Origin of the sequence: Halorhodospira halophila SL1, from assembly GCF_000015585.1 — a bacterium.
Taxonomy (GTDB): Bacteria; Pseudomonadota; Gammaproteobacteria; order Nitrococcales; family Halorhodospiraceae; genus Halorhodospira; species Halorhodospira halophila.
Genome location: NC_008789.1, coordinates 1,339,484 through 1,357,447, shown reverse-complemented (window position 1 = coordinate 1,357,447; position 17,964 = coordinate 1,339,484). Strand labels below are relative to the sequence as shown.

General features: G+C 67.2%; 17 protein-coding genes. 15 read left to right on the top strand and 2 right to left on the bottom strand.

What is annotated here, in order from left to right; translation table 11 throughout:
- The first annotated feature begins 156 nt into the window (after nt 1–156).
- From HHAL_RS06355 to HHAL_RS06325, 7 genes are read left to right on the top strand one after another with little or no spacing between them, the layout of a single operon-like run.
- Nucleotides 157–2,244 carry a ComEC/Rec2 family competence protein gene (locus HHAL_RS06355; RefSeq protein WP_187147845.1) on the top strand — a complete coding sequence of 696 codons (2,088 nt, stop codon included), beginning with the start codon at nt 157–159 and terminating at the stop codon, nt 2,242–2,244.
- A gap of 60 nt (nt 2,245–2,304) precedes the next feature.
- Nucleotides 2,305–2,937: a MotA/TolQ/ExbB proton channel family protein gene (locus tag HHAL_RS06350; RefSeq protein WP_011814046.1), complete on the top strand. Its 633-nt coding sequence runs from the start codon at nt 2,305–2,307 to the stop codon at nt 2,935–2,937.
- A complete protein-coding gene (locus HHAL_RS06345) occupies nt 2,934–3,356 on the top strand; it encodes an ExbD/TolR family protein (protein WP_011814045.1) in 423 nt (140 codons plus the stop codon). The genes HHAL_RS06350 and HHAL_RS06345 overlap by 4 nt, the downstream gene beginning before the upstream one ends.
- A 9-nt stretch (nt 3,357–3,365) precedes the next feature.
- Nucleotides 3,366–5,186, top strand: a complete 1,821-nt coding sequence (msbA, locus tag HHAL_RS06340) for a lipid A export permease/ATP-binding protein MsbA (RefSeq protein ID WP_011814044.1) — start codon at nt 3,366–3,368, stop codon at nt 5,184–5,186.
- A gap of 4 nt (nt 5,187–5,190) precedes the next feature.
- On the top strand, nt 5,191–6,174 hold the full coding sequence (lpxK, locus tag HHAL_RS06335; RefSeq protein WP_011814043.1) for a tetraacyldisaccharide 4'-kinase: 984 nt from the start codon (nt 5,191–5,193) through the stop codon (nt 6,172–6,174).
- On the top strand, nt 6,171–6,944 hold the full coding sequence (kdsB, locus tag HHAL_RS06330; RefSeq protein ID WP_011814042.1) for a 3-deoxy-manno-octulosonate cytidylyltransferase: 774 nt from the start codon (nt 6,171–6,173) through the stop codon (nt 6,942–6,944). The genes lpxK and kdsB overlap by 4 nt, the downstream gene beginning before the upstream one ends.
- A 12-nt stretch (nt 6,945–6,956) precedes the next feature.
- A complete protein-coding gene (locus HHAL_RS06325; protein WP_011814041.1) occupies nt 6,957–7,445 on the top strand; it encodes a low molecular weight protein-tyrosine-phosphatase in 489 nt (162 codons plus the stop codon).
- 57 nt (nt 7,446–7,502) lie between these two features.
- Here the strand turns inward: HHAL_RS06325 and rne are convergent, their stop codons facing one another.
- Nucleotides 7,503–10,289, bottom strand: coding sequence for a ribonuclease E (gene rne, locus HHAL_RS13000; RefSeq protein WP_011814040.1), 2,787 nt, complete (start codon nt 10,287–10,289; stop codon nt 7,503–7,505).
- A gap of 398 nt (nt 10,290–10,687) precedes the next feature.
- Here rne and HHAL_RS06315 point away from each other — a divergent pair, with 398 nt between their 5' ends.
- Nucleotides 10,688–11,665, top strand: a complete 978-nt coding sequence (locus HHAL_RS06315; RefSeq protein ID WP_011814039.1) for an RluA family pseudouridine synthase — start codon at nt 10,688–10,690, stop codon at nt 11,663–11,665.
- On the top strand, nt 11,662–12,612 hold the full coding sequence (locus tag HHAL_RS06310; protein ID WP_011814038.1) for a S49 family peptidase: 951 nt from the start codon (nt 11,662–11,664) through the stop codon (nt 12,610–12,612). Before HHAL_RS06315 ends, HHAL_RS06310 begins: the two co-directional genes overlap by 4 nt.
- A 61-nt stretch (nt 12,613–12,673) precedes the next feature.
- Here HHAL_RS06310 and HHAL_RS06305 read toward each other — a convergent pair whose 3' ends face one another.
- The gene (locus HHAL_RS06305; protein WP_011814037.1) at nt 12,674–13,255 is read right to left on the bottom strand and encodes a Maf family protein; all 582 of its coding nucleotides are present in this window, start codon (nt 13,253–13,255) and stop codon (nt 12,674–12,676) included.
- Nucleotides 13,256–13,346: 91 nt separating this feature from the next.
- Here HHAL_RS06305 and HHAL_RS06300 point away from each other — a divergent pair, with 91 nt between their 5' ends.
- Genes HHAL_RS06300 through fabG form a run of 6 tightly spaced genes read left to right on the top strand, consistent with a single transcriptional unit; the run spans nt 13,347 to nt 17,925 of the window.
- A complete protein-coding gene (locus HHAL_RS06300) occupies nt 13,347–13,859 on the top strand; it encodes a YceD family protein (RefSeq protein WP_011814036.1) in 513 nt (170 codons plus the stop codon).
- 50 nt (nt 13,860–13,909) lie between these two features.
- Complete coding sequence (rpmF, locus tag HHAL_RS06295; RefSeq protein ID WP_011814035.1) at nt 13,910–14,089, top strand: 50S ribosomal protein L32; 180 nt, start codon at nt 13,910–13,912, stop codon at nt 14,087–14,089.
- A 58-nt stretch (nt 14,090–14,147) separates the two neighbouring features.
- Nucleotides 14,148–15,179 (top strand): phosphate acyltransferase PlsX, encoded by a 1,032-nt coding sequence (gene plsX, locus HHAL_RS06290; RefSeq protein WP_011814034.1) that lies wholly within the window; start codon nt 14,148–14,150, stop codon nt 15,177–15,179.
- Nucleotides 15,176–16,147, top strand: coding sequence for a beta-ketoacyl-ACP synthase III (locus HHAL_RS06285; protein ID WP_011814033.1), 972 nt, complete (start codon nt 15,176–15,178; stop codon nt 16,145–16,147). The genes plsX and HHAL_RS06285 overlap by 4 nt, the downstream gene beginning before the upstream one ends.
- Before the next feature lie 39 nt (nt 16,148–16,186).
- Nucleotides 16,187–17,140, top strand: coding sequence for an ACP S-malonyltransferase (gene fabD / locus HHAL_RS06280; RefSeq protein ID WP_011814032.1), 954 nt, complete (start codon nt 16,187–16,189; stop codon nt 17,138–17,140).
- Nucleotides 17,141–17,169: 29 nt separating this feature from the next.
- The gene (gene fabG / locus HHAL_RS06275) at nt 17,170–17,925 is read left to right on the top strand and encodes a 3-oxoacyl-ACP reductase FabG (RefSeq protein WP_011814031.1); all 756 of its coding nucleotides are present in this window, start codon (nt 17,170–17,172) and stop codon (nt 17,923–17,925) included.
- Nucleotides 17,926–17,964 lie beyond the last annotated feature (39 nt).

Sequence of the window (17,964 nt, the reverse complement as noted above, 5' to 3'; positions counted from 1 at the left end):
ATGCTACCTACCGCCTGGGCCGCCGTTCGAACGGATGGGTTGGCATCTTTTGGCCGTTCTCGGCTAGCCTGACCCTAAGACACTTATCCGCGCACATGCCAAGGATGGCTGATGCGAGCAGGATCGCTTGCCTTCGCGGCCGGAATCGTACTGGTCGTGAGCGTGTTACGGGAGCCCCCCGGGGCCTTCTCGGTGGCAGCAGTGGCCGCCTCCGGGGTCGTGTGGGGTCTGCTCGCCCCGCGCGGCTGGCGCTGGCCGGCTGCCGGGCTCCTAGGCTGCGCCTGGGCGCTGCTCAGTGCCTGCTGGCTTTTGGCCCATGAACTTGCCCCTAGCCATGACGGCACCGACGCCTGCCTGGAAGGGCAGGTCGTTTCCGTCCCTGAGATTGAGAGTCACCGTGCTCGCTTCGAGTTCCGGCCTGACGGCGTGCTCGATGGCGAGCTGCTGGAGCCATTGCCGCGACGCATCCGCGTGGATTGGTATGGGGCGACGGAGGAGCCAGCGCCGGGGGAGCGCTGGCAGCTGTGCCTTCGCCTGCGCGCCCCCGATGGATTCCTCAATCCGGAGGGCTTCGATTACCAGCGGTGGCTGTTCCAACGCCGGATCGGCGCGACGGCCTATGTGCGGGAAGCGGAGCAGGCCGAACGCCTGTCCGGCGGCTGGCGAATCGATAGCGTGCGGACTCGGATCGCCGACGCCATGGCCGAGCGGCTCGGCGATTCGCGGTACCTGGGCTTGGTCCAAGGGCTGGGCGTGGCCGTGCGCGATAGGATCGGCGATGACCAGTGGGAGGTGCTTTCGGTCACCGGGACGGCCCACCTGCTAGCGATCTCGGGGCTGCATATCGGTCTGGTTGCCGGCCTCGCCGGCACGCTGGCCGGCGGACTCTGGCGTGTGGTTCCGTCGCTGGTTCGCCGGGTTCCCGCCCTGATTGCCGGCACCCTGGCCGGGGCGCTGGCTGCAGCCGGTTATGCCGCCCTGGCCGGCTTCACCCTACCCACTCAGCGCGCGCTGCTCATGGTGCTGGTCTTCGCCGGCGCGCTCCTGCTGCGCCGCCCGTTAAGCCCCTGGCACAGCCTCGCCGTGGCGGCTGCCGCGGTGCTCGCCCTCGACCCCTGGGCGCCGCTGGGGGCGGGGTTCTGGCTCTCCTTCGGGGCGGTGGCGATCATCCTGGCAGCTACAACGGGTCGCCCGATGCAGCGCGGTCCCCTACCATGGCTGCGGATCCAGGTGCTGGTGGGGGTCGGCATGCTACCAGCGACTGCGGTCTGGTTCGGGCACCTGCCGCTTCTCTCGCCGCTGGCCAATCTCGTAGCCGTGCCCTGGGTCAGCGTATCGGTTGTCCCCCTGATCCTGACCGGAGTCGCGCTCCAGCCCGTGGTGCCAGAGTGGTCCGGCGGGTTGTGGCAGGGTGCGGATGCCGCCCTCGGGGTGCTGATGCGTGTGCTCAGCGCGCTGGCCGAGTTCCTCGGTGCCGTTGAGGTGCCCACCCCATCGGTCGGAGCGGTGGCGCTGGCCGCTGTCGGTGTGGCTCTGGTGCTGGCTCCTCGGGCCGTGCCCGGGCGGTGGCTGGCTGGGCCGTTATTGGCGTTGTTGCTCCTGGGGCCCGGCAGTAGCGGAGGCGGTCCCTCCGGCCGCGTGGTGGTCTTCGATACCGGCGGAGGTCTGACCGCTCTGGCCTGCGATGGCCGTCAAGCGGTGGTCTACGGCGGGGGTCCCGGAGGGGGGCTCGACGCGGCGAGCGTTGCTGTCGAGCCGTTTCTCGAAGCCCGGGGGCTGACCCTCAAGGCCTGGCTGGTGCCGCGCGAGCAGGCCCCCTGGGATGGCGCCGTCGCCGAGGCGCGGCAGCGTTGGGACGATGCCGAGTGGCGGGGGGCTGGACAGGATACGACGGCCGAGGCGACGGAGTGGTCCCTGGGGCGGCTGACGCTGCAGGAGACGCCCCTCGGCGACGAAGAGTGGGGCCTGGATGTCGAGGGAGAGGCGGGTACCGTATCGCTGCGACCGGACCTGGAGAACGACACGAAGGGGTTGGTTGTCGGCGCCGCCGGATGTGACGAGGACCGCCAGGCGTGCAGTGCGGCGGTTGAGTTGAAGGACGGTCGTTTGTTGCGTTCGGACGAGCAGGGCGCGCTGACTTTGATCGAAGACGGCGATGCGTGGCGGGTAGACAGTGAGCTGCAGCGCAGGGGGCGGGTTTACCATCAGGCCAGTCCGGCTGCGTTGGCGCCCGGGATGCTTTAAAATCCGCCGCCACGCCCACCCGTTCCGGACTGAGCGCCTTGACCGACCCGGGGAGTGATCATGCTTGAGCTCATCCAGGCCGGTGGCTGGCTGATGATACCGATCCTCATCGGTTCCGTCCTGGCCCTGGCCATCATCATCGAGCGATTCTGGACCCTGCAGCAGAGACGCATCCTCCCGGAGCCGCTGCGCGGGCGGGCCTGGCGCCTGGCGCAGGAGCACGAGTTAGAGGCCCACCATCTCGAGACCCTCAAGGAGAGCTCGCCCCTCGGTCGGATCCTGGCGGCCGGCCTGGCCAATCGGCACCACGGCCGCAGTGTCATGGCCGAGGCGATCGAGGATGCCGGCCGCCATGAAGCCCACCGCCTCGAGCGCTACCTGAACACGCTGGGCACCATCGCGGCGATCAGCCCGCTGCTCGGGCTCCTGGGCACCGTGATCGGCATGATCAAGGTCTTCGGGGCGATCAGTGCCGAGGGTCTGGGTGATATGGCCGCCCTCTCGGGGGGGATCGCCGAGGCCCTGATCACCACCGCATCGGGGTTGACCATCGCCATCCCGGCGCTGATGGCGTATCGCTACCTGCGCGGCCTGGTCGACGAACGGGTAGTCGAAATGGAGCAGGAGGCGATGCTTCTGCTCGAGGCCAGCGATCCTGAGCGTCCGGTACAGCGAGCCCGGGGGGCCGCTTGAACCTGCGGCGCCGGCAACGCCGGGACGAACCGGAGCTCAATCTGACGCCGTTGATCGACGTCGTCTTCCTGTTGCTGATCTTCTTCATGGTGACCACGACGTTCGTCGATCAGGTCGGCCTCGATATCACGCTGCCCGAGGCCGAGCAGGAGACCGAAGAGGCCCAGCCTCAGCTGCTCGAGATCGGCATCAGTGCCGAAGGCGAGTATTTCGTTGACGGCAATCCGCTGGTAAATCGGGAGATGAACACCCTGGTCCGGGCGCTGGAGGAGGCCCTAGAGGCCGGCGAAGTCGCCGGTATCGTCGTGCGCGCCGACGCCGATGCCCCGCATCGCGCGGTGGTTCGCGCCCTCGATGGCGCCGGCCGAGTCGGCATCGACCGCGTTTCGATCGCCACCACCCGATCCGACGACCTTTAGGGAGACGGTTTGAGTACGCAAGCACAGGCTCCCGGCCAGCCCTTACCGGATGGCGCACAGGCGCTCAAACAGGACCGCAGAACCTGGCCGACGTTCCGCCGGCTGTTTATCGGGTACGTCCTGCCGCACTGGAAGGTGGGGGTGGTGGCGATCCTCGCGATGCTGGCGCTGGCTGGCACGCAGACCGGCGTGGTGGCGTTGATCCGGCCACTGCTCGATGACGGCTTCGTGGAGCAGGATGCGGCCACGATCCGCTTCTATGCCCTATTGCTGATCGTCTTCATCGTTTTCCAGGGGATTGCCCACTTCACCTCGCATTACCTGATGACCTGGATCGGTCGGCAGCTGGTCAAGCGGCTGCGGCTCGATGTCCACGATCGGCTGCTGGTCATGCCCAACTGGGTCTTTGATCAGCAGTCCTCGGGACGGCTGGTCTCCAAGCTCACCTACGAAGCGGAGCAGGTGGCCGGTGCGGTAACGCGGGCGGTTCTAAGCCTGATCCAGGACGGCGCGCGGGTGGTCTTCCTGCTCGGCTATATGACCTACCTCTCGCCGTGGCTGATGCTGATCGTGCTCGGGGTCCTGCCGGTCGTGGGCGGGATCATCGCCTACATCACCAAGCGTTTCCGCAAGATCAGCAAGCGCATCCACCACGCGGTGGGCGGGGTCGGCAGTGTGGCTGAGGAGAGTGTCCACGGCTACCAGGTGGTCAAGGCGTTCGGGCAGGCGGATCGCGAGCGGCAGCGATTCGAGCGCGTCAACGAGCGCAATCGCAAGCAGTTCATGAAGTTCATGGCCACCAAGTACGCCTCGGTGCCGCTGATCCGCCTGGTGGCCGGCATTGCCCTGGCAGTGGTGATCTACCTGGTCACCGTCGATGCGGTGGTCGAGACCATTACCGTCGGTACCTTCGTTTCGTTCGCCGGGGCCATTCTGCTGCTGAATCCGCCGCTCAAATCCCTGGTCGCGGTCAACGCCACGATCCAGAAGGGGCTGACCGCGGCGCAGAGCATCTTCGATGTCGTCGATGCCCCGCAAGAGCCGGATCACGGCTCCCGGACCATCACTCGGGCCGAGGGGCGCGTCGAGTTCGAAGGCCTGCGTTTCTCGTACGGTGGCGACCGCGAGGTCCTGTGCGGGATCGACCTGGACGTGCGGGCCGGCGAGACGGTGGCGCTGGTGGGCCCCTCGGGCAGTGGTAAGACGACATTGGTCAACCTGCTGCCGCGCTTCTATGAGCCGACCGAGGGCGAGATCCGCCTCGACGGGGTTCCGTTGCAGGCGTACCGCCTCGCCGACCTGCGCCGGCAATTCTCCATGGTGGGGCAGAATGTAATGCTGTTTAACGCCTCGGTGGCGGAGAACATCCGTTTCGGCGCGCAGGGTCCGGTGAGCGATGAGCAGGTCCGAGCGGCGGCAGACGCGGCCAACGCCACGGGCTTTATCGAGGCCTTGCCCCAGGGCTTCGAGACCGAGGTGGGCGAGGACGGCGTGTTGCTCTCTGGCGGGCAACGTCAGCGCATCGCCATCGCCCGGGCGGTGCTCAAGGATGCGCCGATCCTGATCCTGGATGAGGCGACCTCGGCACTGGATACGGAGTCCGAGCGGCACATCCAGGGGGCGCTGGAACGCCTGATGGAGGGGCGAACCAGCTTCGTGATCGCTCACCGGCTCTCTACCGTGGAGAACGCCGATCAGATCCTGTTCCTGGACGGCGGCCGTATCCTCGAGCGCGGGACGCACCGCGAACTGCTGGATCGGGGAGGGCGCTACGCTGGCCTCTACCGCATGCAGTTCGAAGACCGGTCCGAGCCGCAGTCGGAGGGGTAGGCGGGTGTCAGTCCCGGGGTTCTGGCTTGAGGATGGTCTGCCGGCGCGGGCGCTCGCCCCGCTCGCGGCCCTCTACGGGGCGGGCGTAGTGCTGCGCCGGGGGCTTTATCAGCGCGGCTGGTTGCACCGTCCGGCGTCCCCGGTGCCGGTGATCGTCGTCGGCAACCTTTTTGTGGGCGGCACCGGCAAGACCCCCCTGGTGGCGTGGCTGGTCACCCAGCTGCGTGAATACGGGTGGCACCCAGCCATCGTCGCCCGTGGCTACGGCGGCCGGGCGGGGAAGGGGCCGGTGGCGGTGACCGCCGACTCGGATCCGGCCGACTCGGGGGATGAACCGCTCCTGCTCGCCCGGCGCTGCGCTGTGCCGGTGTTCGTCGGCAGTGATCGTCCGGCCACCGTCCAGGCTGCCTACCAGGCCGGCTGCGACGTGGTGGTCAGTGACGACGGCTTGCAGCACTACCGGATGCGCCGGGACGCGGAGATCGTGGTCCTCGACGCGCATCGACGATTGGGCAATCGGCGACTGCTGCCAGCCGGGCCACTGCGTGAGCCGATCGGGCGCCTGGCTGGCGTGGATATCGTCGCCGTCAATGGGGACGCGGTCCCGGAAGGGGATTGTGTATTCCATCTGCAACCGGGCGCACCGCGGGCCGTAGACGGGAGCCAGCGGCCCTGGCCGGGCGGGGAAGCCCACGCCGTCGCCGGCATCGGTCATCCCGAGCGGTTCTTTGCCTCCCTGCAGGAGGTCGGGATCGGTGTGGCGGAACGCCACGTTTTCCCGGATCATCACGCCTATTCCTCCCAGGATCTTTCCTTCGCTGACGAGCGACCGATCATCATGACCGAGAAGGATGCGGTGAAGTGCCGTGATCTCCCGCAGGCGGACCGGCTCTGGTACCTGCCTGTCGAGTTGGAACCGGGATGCGAGTTGACTGCCGCGGTGTCCGGGCTGCTGACTCGGCTGCACGCCCGGGAGGGCCGGGTATGAGCACGCCGGCATTCACTGTGGTCATCCCGGCGCGGTACGGAGCCTCGCGGCTGCCGGGCAAGCCGCTGGCCGATCTGCTCGGCGAGCCGGTGGTCCAGCACGTCTACCGGCGCGCGGTAGAGAGCGGCGCCGCCCGGGTGGTCGTGGCGACCGACGACGCGCGGATCGAGTCGGCCTGTCGCGATTTCGGGGCGGAGGTCTTGCTGACCGCCCCCGACCATCCCACGGGGACCGATCGCATCGCCGAGGTGGTCGATCGTCTGGCATTGGTTGACGAGGCTATCGTGGTGAACCTGCAAGGCGACGAGCCGCTGATGCCCCCGGAGCTGGTCGCACTGGTGGCCGAGCGGCTCGATACGGATCCGGACGCGGCCATTGCCACTCTGGCGACCCCGGTCACCGCCGCGGACGAGCTCTTCGAACCGTCGGTCGTCAAGGTAGTGCGCGATCACCGTGACCACGCCCTCTACTTCAGCCGCGCGCCGGTCCCCTGGGACCGGGACCGCTTCGACGGGATCGATGATGGCGCCGTCGCTGCGGGGGGCTGGCTCCGCCACCTAGGACTCTACGCCTACCGGGCCGCCTTCCTTCGCCGTTTCCCGGGGCTCGAGCCGGCTCCGCCAGAGCGGCTGGAGTCTCTGGAACAGTTGCGAGCGCTATGGCACGGTTTCGCGATCCAGGTGGCCGCCACCGACCAGCGCCCGGGGCCGGGTGTCGATACGCCGGCCGATCTCGAGGCGGTAGCCCGGCGGCTGCAATCAACCCGATAAGGAAATGGTGTTATGTCCGAGGACAAACTGCGTGTGCTGCTCGTCTGCATGGGCAATATCTGTCGATCGCCAACGGCGGAGGGTGTGCTGCGCCAACGCCTGCGCGAGGAGGGGATCGAGCAGCTGGTAGAGCTCGATTCAGCGGGTACCCACGACTTCCACACCGGCAAGAGTCCAGACCAGCGCGCCCAGATGGCAGCGCAGCGGCGGGGGATCGATATCAGCGATCTGCGCGCCCGGCAGGTGGAGCGTCACGATTTCGAGGCCTACGATCTGATCCTGGCGATGGATGAGGCCAATCTGGGCATCCTGCAGGCCGACTGCCCGCCGAAGCATGCCCACAAGATCGGGCTATTCCTCGATTACGCGCGCGACCGCAGTGAACGGGAGGTGCCGGATCCTTACTACGGTGGCGAGCGGGGTTTTGAGCACGTCCTCGACCTGATCCAGGAAGCTGCCGATGGACTGATCGCCGAGGTCCGTCAGCGCCAGCAGCGCTGAACCGCTCCTGCGGGCGGCGAGGTGCCGCCCGCAGGGCTTCTCTTCTACCAGCCGGTCTTACTCGGCCCTCTCCGCATCTTCCGCATTGACCGAAGCGCCATCCGAGTCAGGCGCCGTGGCATTCTGCGCACCAGATGCCTGGGTCTTCGGCTTGCGCGGACGGCCTGAGCGGACGTGCTTGCGGCGGCCGGATGTCTCTGCCGGTTCCTCGGCCTGTTGTGGCGCGTTGGTTGCCGCGGCAGGTTCGGCCGCCTCTGCCTGGTCGGATCGCGATGCGTCGGCGTCCTTAACCGATGGGGCAGCGCCTTCCTCGGCCGCCTTCGGCGGCTTCGCGTCGTCGGTCGGCTGCGCCCGTTGATCGGCGGCTTTGCGGGAGCTGGTACGACGCGCCTCGGTGCTGCCTCCCTGAGTCGTCGCCGCCTCGGGCTGCGTTCCCGGCTCAGAGGGCTTTTCGGCCGCCTGGTCGCGAGTTGCCGAAGCCGCTGAGGCAGTGCCCGATGCATCCTGAGTGGCGGAGGACTCAGCAGCCGTGTCGCCGCTGTCACGCGCGGTAGCCGCCGAGCCTGACTGCCCGTCGTCCTGCTCCGACCCGTTGTTGGATCGCCGGCGGCGGCGACCCCCGCGGCGGCCTCGACGGCTGCGTCCGCTTCTCCCGGAGCCACTGGAGGAGCGGGCCTCGGAGGTTTGGGTGGTGTCTTCCGGCGTCGACTCCTTGGCGCCCTCCGGCTGCGGGGTCCCGGTTTCCGTATCGGGGGTCTCGGTGTCGGCAGTGGTCCCGGCCTTGGCGCTGCTCTCGCTCTTGCGCTTGCTGCTTGCCTTGCTGCCCCGGTTGCTCCGCTCCTTGCCTTCATCCTGGGCTTGCGCCGTCTCGGCGGACGAGCCTTGGGGGCCCGAGTCGCCCTCGGTCTGGGCGCGCTGCTGCTGTCCGTTGCCGCCGTCGCCGGTGCCCCGCCGACTGCGTCCGCCACCCCGGGAACGGCCACCGCGTCGGGTGCCGCGCTTGCTCTGGCCGCCGTTGCGGCCGCCACGCTCCTCGGAGGCCTCCGGCTCAGCCTCAACGCGTCGAGGGGACGCCTTGTCACGGGGTGAATCGCCCTCCGTAAGGCGTTCTTGATCGGTGGAGTTCTGGAATAGCAGTCCGCGCAGCCGACGGAAGATGGAGCTCAGAGGGGCGTCTTCCCCTTGACCCTCCGCGCCCTGGCCGGTCGGTCGCTTTCGCTCCTCGGTGCCGGAGGCGGGGCCCGGAGCGGGTGCACTGGGGGTAACCCCCTGGACGGCGGGCGCCGGAGGGCGACTGGCGGGCAGGCCAGCCTCGATGACCGTCGGCTCCGCTGCCGGAGTGGCCAGGTTGTAGCTACTGCCGCTCTGCTCCGGGCCTTCGTCGGTGCGCATGCGCTGAATATCGTAGTGCGGGGTCTCCAGATTGCGGTTGGGGATCAGCAGGATGTGCACGCCGTAGCGGTGCTCGAGTTCGGCGATCTGGGCCCGCTTCTCGTTGAGCAGGAAGGTGGCGACCTCGATGGGGAGCTGTGCCAGGACGCGCCCGGTCTTCTCCTTCATCGCCTCTTCCTCGATGATCCGCAGGATCGACAGCGCCAGGGACTCGACGCTGCGCACCGTCCCCTGGCCACCGCATCGGCCGCAGACCTCCTGGTGGGCCTCGCCGAGGGACGAGCGCAGGCGCTGCCGAGACATCTCCAGCAGCCCGAACCGGGAGATCCGCCCGATCTGCACCCGCGCGCGATCAGCCTTGACCGCCTCGCGCAGCCGGCTCTCGACCTCGCGCTGGTGGCGGGGTGGGCCCATGTCGATAAAGTCGATGACGATCAGGCCGCCGAGGTCGCGCAGACGCAATTGCCGGGCGATTTCGTCGGCGGCCTCGAGGTTGGTGTTGAGGGCCGTCTCCTCGATGTCGGCACCCTTGGTGGCGCGCGAGGAGTTGATGTCGATGGAGATCAGCGCTTCGGTATGGTCGATGGCGATGGCGCCGCCGGAGGGCAGGCGAACATCGCGTTGAAACGCCGACTCGATCTGGCTCTCGATCTGGTAGCGCGAGAATAGCGGTACCGGATCGGTGTAGTGCTTGAGTTTCTGCCGGTTGTACGGCATGACCTGGTCGATGAAGTCGCGTGCCTTGGAGAAGACTTCATCGTCGTCGACCAGGATCTCGCCGATATCCGAACGCAGGTAATCACGCAGCGCGCGGATGATGACGTCGCTTTCCTGGTACACCAGGAACGGGGCCGCGCGCTCTGCGGTGGCGTTCTGGATGGCATCCCAGAGCTTCAGCAGGTAATCCAGGTCCCACTGCAGCTCTTCCGTGCTACGTCCAACGCCGGCGGTGCGCACGATCAGCCCCATCCCTTCCGGGACATCCAGCTGGCGCAGGCTCTCGCGGATTTCCGCGCGATCCGACCCCTCGATCCGCCGGGAAACTCCCCCGGCACGCGGATTGTTGGGCATGAGCACCAGGTAGCGCCCGGCCAGGCTGATGTAGGTGGTCAGGGCGGCGCCTTTGTTGCCGCGCTCCTCTTTGTCGACCTGCACCAGGACCTCCTGGTTTTCGCGCAGGCCGTCCTTCGGGGAATTGCGCTGGCCGTCCGCCGAGGTGAAGTAGGCCGGCGCGATCTCCTTGAAGGGGAGGAAGCCGTGGCGCTCTGCGCCGTACTGGACGAACGCCGCCTCGAGGCTGGGTTCAACCCGGGTGATGATCCCCTTGTAGATGTTGGCTTTTTTCTGCTCGCGGGAGGGTGCCTCGATGTCGAGATCGTAGAGGATCTGCCCATCCACTAGTGCAACGCGCAACTCTTCCGGCTGAGTTGCGTTGATCAGCATTCTTTTCATGGGTGCGCAATCTCCGCAGCCCTGCCGCCATCGCTACAGGGCGCCCGAGCAGGACGGGCCGGGGGGCCGGCATCGCATCGGGCCCGGCCGCTGCCCGCTCGGGCCACAGCGGTGGCGCCGACCAGGCGGCAAGCCAGACCATCCAGTGCGACAGTTCCGTCCGTGTCATCCGCGCTCGACTCCTGAAGGGGCGCAGGGCATGTTCGTCGTGGTCAAGTGGTCCCCGCCGCCATGGGCGCGGACCCGTTGTCTCGTCTGGCGCTGCTATCAGCGCCGCACGGCGTGCGACGCTGTGTGAAACCCGTCGCGGCGTCGCGTGAATCTGGACACCACGTGCGACTAATTGTATCAGTGACTTGCGTCGCCCTTCAAATTCCTTCTTTTGCTAGAATCCGCCTATGAGCGCCTCTGATCCCAAGGTTCGACACCATCAGGTACTGGCCGACGAAGCCGGGCAGCGAATCGACAACTTCCTCCTGCGACAACTCAAGGGTGTACCGCGCAGCCGAGTCTACCGCCTGCTGCGGAAAGGGCAGGTGCGTGTTGATGGTGGCCGCGCCAAGCCCACGCGCCGGTTGAGTGCCGGCGAGGTGGTGCGCATACCACCGGTTTCGGGGCAGCGCCAGACAAGCCAACCCGCCTCGGGGGGGCTCCCTGATGGCCTGGAGGCGCGGCTGCGCCGCGGTGTGCTCTATGAGGATGAGCGCCTGCTTGTGCTGGACAAGCCCTCGGGGCTGGCCGTCCACGGCGGCTCCACCGTGCGCCTGGGTCTGGTGGAGGCGCTGCGAGGCCTGCGTCCGGATCTGCCCTTTATAGAGCTGGTGCATCGACTCGACCAAGAGACGAGCGGATGCTTGATGCTGGCCAAGCGTCGATCGACGCTGCGTCGGCTCCATGAACAACTCCGGCAGGGCAAGGTGGAAAAGCATTACACGACGCTGCTGGTCGGGCCGTTGCGAGGCGTGACGCCGCTGCGCGTCGATGCGCCGCTGGAGCGTTTGCCAGGCGCGCCTCGGGAACGGCAGGTGCGTGTCAGCAAGCAGGGGCGGGCGGCCGTGACCGAATTCCTGCGGAAGCAGTCCTGGCCGCAGGCGACCCTGGTCACCGCACGCCTGGAGACCGGCCGCACCCACCAGATTCGGGTCCACGCTCGGCACATCGGCCACCCGGTGGCGGGCGATGAGCGCTATGGTGATCGTGGGGCGAACGCCACAATGCGGGATTACGGGCTGCGCCGGCTGTTTCTGCACGCCTCGTCGCTGCGTCTCCAGCATCCGGATACCGGGGAACCCCTCTGTATCGAGGCGCCGCTCAGCGATGAGCTGAAGGCGGTCCTCGAACGGTTATCGCATTCACAAGACGAGGAGTCAGCATGAGCGAAGAGACGTCGGAGCGTGATGCGCTTCTGGAGCTGCTAAAGGAGAATATCCGCGAGCAACGTCGAGCACGGCGCTGGCGCCTGATCACCCGCGGCGCCATCCTGGTGGTGGTCGTCCTAGTCGCCGTTTCGCTGGGGCGCCTGGACTTCGCCGCGGACGAAGAAATCGGCCCGCATACGGCGGAGGTGCGCATCGACGGCCCGATCATGTCGGATTCCGCGGCCAGTGCCGAGCAAGTTATCCGCGGGCTGGAGCGCGCCTTCGAGGCCGATGACGCAGCGGGTGTGGTGCTGCGTATCAACAGCCCGGGCGGGAGCGCGGTGCATGCCCGGCAGATTTATCAGGAGATCCGGCGCCTGCGCGAGGAGTACGAGGACATCCCGGTCCACGCCGTCATCGAAGATATCGGAACCTCCGGGGCTTATTACGTCGCCGCTGCTGCTGACCAGATCCACGTCAACGAGTCGAGCATCGTCGGCTCGATCGGGGTCATCATGGGCAGCTTCGGCATCGGTGAGGCCCTGGAAAAACTCGGCATTGAGCGGCGGGTCTACACCGCTGGCGACGACAAGGCCTTCCTCGACCCCTTTGCCCCGGAGGATGAGGCCCATGTCGAACATGTGCGCACCATGCTCGACGATATCCACGGCCAGTTCATTGCCGCCGTGCGCGACGGGCGCGGTGAGCAGATCGACGCGGCCGGTGCCGACGAGGATCGCCTCTTCTCGGGGCTGATCTGGACCGGGCAGCAGAGCCTCGACAAAGGGCTGGCCGACGAGATTGGCAGCGTGCGCAGCGTCGCCCGCGACGTGATCGGCGAGGAGGAGCTGGTCGACTATACGGCGCGGCGTGATTTTCTCTCGCAGCTTGCCGAGCGTTTCGGCACCGCCGTCGGTCAGGGGGTCTACCAGTCGCTAGAGACGTTCGAGCACCAACCCCGCTGATGCGGGCCCGTGAGCGGGTGCCCTGCCAGGCCACGGGGCCGCACCCCGGCAGGGCATCCGCTCAGGGCAGTCGATACCCCTTGCCCCGGAGGAGGCGTGCGAGGCCGATCAGCGGCAGGCCGATTAGGGCCGAAGGGTCGTTGCTCTCGACCGACTCCAGCAGTGCCGCGCCGAGACCCTCAGAGCGTATGGCGCCAGCACAGTCGAGGGGCTGATCGGCCCGGACGTAGCGGTCGATGGTTTCCGCATCGAGGGTCCGGAACCGGACGCGCACCGTCTCCAGCAGGTGCTCCTCCTCGTCATCCTGGCGTACGCTGATCGCGGTCAAGAACCGTACGACCTGCCCAGAGTAGTGGCTCAGCTGCTCCCGGGCACGCTCCTCGCTGCCGGGCTTGCCGAGGATCTCGGCGCCGAGCGCGGCCACCTGATCGCTGCCGATCACCAGGGCCCCGGGGTGGCGCTTGGCCACTGCGTAGGCCTTCTCGCGGGCGAGCCGCACCACGGCCTCCTCGGGGGGCTCCGTAGCCGCGATCCGCTCCTCGATGGCGGCGGCGTCCACCTCGAACGGAATGCCCAGGCGCTCGAGCAATGCCCGGCGATAAGGCGATGCCGAGGCCAGTATCAGCGATCCTGAATCTGACATGGCGAGAACCCGTTGGTTTGCAAAGCCGTGCACCCTAGCGCCGTAAACAGCGCAATGCCAGCACTTTACACTACCCGGTGGCAGGGCTAGTATGCAGGCCCTTATGTTGCCGGATGCGCTGGCTCCAGACGATTTTGGCGCGCCGTCGCGTGCCCACGAAGGCACCCTGGCGCTGCCGACGATGCCACGCCTGTCGCCATTGCTGGCGACGCAGGAGGGGCAGGTCTGGGCACGCCTGGAAGGGGGCCTGGATGAGGCTGGCCGGCGGGTCCTGGAAGGCCGCATCGAGGCGAGCGTGCCGCTGACCTGTCAACGCTGTCTCGGGGTCTACCACCACCAGGTGGCCGGGGCCTTCCGGGTAGTCATTGTGGCGACCGAGGAGGAAGGCGAGGCATTGCCGGACGAGCTCGAACCCTACGTCAGTGGCGCGGCGGTCCGGCCCCTTCAGGTCATTGAGGAAGAGATCCTGCTGGCTCTGCCGGTGGTGGCCAGACACTCGGGAAACGACTGCGGGGCCCCCGAACACGGCGCCGGGGTGGAGCGAGAGGCGCTTAGCCCGTTCGCGAGCCTGCAGGGCAGAGTTCGGCGTCAAGCGGACGATTAGTCCGAAGCGCGCCGGCCGAGAATTTTAGAACCGATCGGAGTAAGAACAGCATGGCCGTACAACAGAACCGCAAGACGCCCTCCAAGCGTGGCATGCGTCGCTCGCACGACAGCCTGAGCAAGCCGACGCTGTCCACGGAGCAAAACACCGGTGAGACGCATCGTCGCCACCACATCAGCGCCGACGGCTATTATCGGGGCCGTAAGGTGACCCGCGGGCAGGACGACTGAGCTGCCTCGGCGTGGTCGTCATCGCAGGCCAGAGCCCAGCAGTTGAGCGGGTGGGGGCATGACGAGCCAGATAACTCTGTCGCTGGACGCCATGGGCGGGGATCACGGACCAAGTGTCGTGGTCCCCGCTGCTTTGCAGGCCCTGGAGCGTCATCCGCACCTTCATCTGGTACTGGTCGGGCAGGAAGAGACGCTGCGCGAGCACCTCCAGGCTGGAAATCAGGGGGATAGCGGGCGTCTGAGCATCCGCCACTGCACCCAGGTCGTGGCCATGGACGAGCCGCCCTCCCACGCGCTGCGCTCCAAGAAGGACTCGTCCATGCGGGTCGCCCTGGAGATGGTCAAGACCGGGGAGGCAGACGGTTCGGTCAGTGCCGGCAATACGGGCGCGCTGATGGCGACCGCGCGCTATCTGCTCAAGACCCTTCCGGGGATCGACCGGCCGGCGATCATGAGCACGATCCCCACGCTCGGGGGTGCCACGCACATGCTCGATCTCGGTGCCAACGTCGATTGCACCGGCGAGCACCTCTTCCAGTTCGGGGTGATGGGTGCAGTAGCGGCCGAGGCAGTGCACGGGCTGGAGCGTCCGCGTGTCGGCCTGCTGAACATCGGCGAAGAAGAGATCAAGGGCAACGAGCAGGTCAAGCACGCGGCAGAACTCCTGCTCGAGTCCGAAGAGATCCACTACGCCGGGTATATCGAGGGCGACGGCATCTACAAGGGCGAGGCCGATGTGGTCGTCTGCGACGGTTTCGTCGGCAACGTGGCGCTGAAGACCAGTGAGGGCGTGGCGACGCTGATCTCCGAGTACATGCGGATGGAGTTCCGGCGCAATCTCCTGTCGAAGATCGCCGGGGTTGTCGCGCTGCCGGTGCTGCGCGCCCTGCGACGGCGGATCGACCCCCGTCAGTACAACGGGGCGAGTCTGCTCGGCCTACGGGGAGTCGCCCTCAAGAGTCACGGCTCGGCAGACAGCTTTGCCTTCGGCCGGGCCATTGACACCGCGGTTCGCGAGGCCGAGCAAGGAGTCCCGGATTTGATCAATGCGCGTATCGAGCGGCTGCTGGGGGCGAAGGAAGGGGCGTGAGGAACGCAAGGATTATCGGCACGGGGAGCTATCTTCCCGAACGGGTGGTCACCAATCAAGATCTCGAGCAGCACGTCGAGACCTCCGATCAGTGGATCCGTGAGCGTACCGGGATCTGTGAGCGGCGGGTGATCGGCGAGGACGAGGTCTGTGGAGACCTCGGCCGGATTGCCGCACAACGCGCCCTGGAGGCTGCCGGGGTCAGCGGGGACGAGATCGATCTGATCATCGTCGCGACGTGCACCCCTGACCGCATCTTCCCCAGTACGGCCTCGTCGCTCCAGCGCGCCCTGGGGGTTCGTCCGGGGGCGGCGGCGTTTGATATCGCCGCAGCGTGCTCCGGCTTTATCTACGCCCTGGGGATTGCTGAGCGTTTTGTGCGCTTCGGCGACGCCCAGCGTGCCCTGGTCGTCGGTGCGGAGGCGATGACCCGAATCCTCAATTGGGACGATCGGGGGACCTGTGTGCTCTTCGGGGACGGCGGCGGCGCCGTGGTCCTGGAGGCTTCTGAGGAGCCCGGGGTGCTCTCCACCCACCTGCATTGCGACGGGCGTTACGAGCCCTTGCTGTACGTGCCATGGGGGCCGGGGCGTGGTTATGCCGCGCTGGGGGCCGAGAGCGGCTATATCCACATGCGAGGGAACGAGGTGTTCAAGGTGGCTGTGAACACCTTGACGCGGATCGTCGAAGAGACCCTGGATGCCGCCGGTGTCGATAAAGGGGAGGTCGACTGGCTGGTCCCGCACCAGGCGAATATCCGCATCATCCAGGCCACTGCCAAGAAGCTCGACCTCCCGATGGAGCGCGTCGTCGTGACGGTGGGTGAGCACGGCAACACGTCGGCAGCCTCGATCCCGATTGCCCTCGATACCGCAGTGCGCGACGGTCGCATCCAGCGCGGTGAGACCCTGCTGCTGGAGGCCTTCGGCGGCGGATTCACCTGGGGATCGGCGCTGGTGCGCTATTAAACAGCCCGCCCTGAATCAAGATTCCGTGCAGGAGCAGAGATGAGCAAGCAAACCCCGGAACTTGCGATGGCCTTTCCCGGCCAGGGTTCCCAGGCGGTCGGGATGATGGCGCCGTGGCAAGATCACGATACTGTGCGCGCGACTTTTCGCGAGGCCTCCGAGGCCCTGGGGTACGACCTCTGGGACCTCGTCGCCAATGGTCCCAGCGAAGAGCTCGATCGTACGGATCGCACCCAGCCGGCCATCCTGGTGGCCAGTGTGGCGCTGTGGCGTGTCTGGCAGGAGCGCGACGGCGCAGAGCCGGCGGTGCTGGCCGGGCATAGCCTGGGTGAATACAGCGCCCTGGTCGCCGCCGAGGCGCTGCAGCTGGGTGACGCCGCGGCACTGGTGGCTGAACGTGGCCGCTACATGCAAGAGGCCGTGCCGGCCGGCGAGGGCGCCATGGCGGCGATCATCGGCCTGGACGACGACCGGATTCGCGAGATCTGCGCAACCGCCGCCCAGGGTGCCGTGGTGCAGCCCGTGAACTTCAATGCTCCGGGACAGGTGGTCATTGCGGGGAACCATGAGGCCGTTGAGCGGGCCGGTTCCGCTGCGAAGGAGGCGGGCGCCAAGCGCGTTCTGCCGCTACCGGTGAGCGTACCGTCCCACTGTAGCCTGATGCACCCGGCCGCTGAGCGCCTGGCGCAGCGCCTGGAAGAGGTGGTCATCAACGAGCCGCGCCGGCCGGTCATTCACAATGTCGATGTCTCGGTGAGCCGGGATGTCGCCTCCATTCGCCGCCGACTGGTCGAGCAGCTTGCCAGTCCCGTGCGCTGGACGGAGACGGTACAGAAGATGAGCGCCGATGGCGTCCAGGTCGTCGCTGAGTGTGGGCCTGGCAAGGTCCTGACCGGATTGACGCGGCGCATTGACCGCAGCCTTCAGGGGGGCACGCTTAGCGAGCCCGAGGCCTTTGACGACATGCTGCGCCGTTTCTCGGCGAGCAGCTAATCCCACCCGGACAGTTTCAAGGAGGCAGCGTGCACGGCAAAGACGACCTGCAGGGCCAGATCGCTCTGGTAACCGGGGCGAGCCGGGGCATCGGCCGCGCCGTCCTCGAGGCCCTCGGCCAAGCTGGCGCTACGGTGATCGGAACCGCAACCAGCGATCAGGGTGCTGAGGCGATTCGCCAGCGCCTTGCCGAAGCCGGGCTCCAGGGCACCGGTATGGCGCTGGACGTCACCGACTCGGAGCAAGTCGGCGAGGTGGTGACCGCCATCGGCCGCGACTTCGGTGCCCCGACGATCCTGGTGAATAACGCGGGCATCACCCGCGACAATCTGCTCATGCGGATGAAGGATGATGAGTGGGATCAGATCATCGATACCAACCTCAGCTCCGTCTACCGCATGAGCAAGGCGTGCCTGCGCGGGATGATGAAGGCTCGCGGCGGGCGCATCATTAACATCGGCTCGGTGGTCGGGGCCATGGGCAACGCTGGTCAGGCCAATTATTCTGCCGCCAAGGCCGGCATCATGGGCCTGACCAAGTCGATGGCCAGGGAGCTCGGTGCGCGTAACATCACCGTGAACACGGTGGCCCCCGGTTTTATCGAGACCGACATGACTGCCGCCATGAGTGAGGATCAGCGGGCGGCGCTGATTGGCAATGTGCCGCTCGAGCGGCTCGGTAGCCCGGAGGACATCGCCGCGGCGGTCACCTTCCTGGCATCGCCGTCTGCCGGCTACATCACTGGCGAGACGCTGCATGTGAACGGCGGCATGTACATGGCTTAAAAAAACTTTTCAAACAACGGGTTGAGTTTGGTTCAGGAT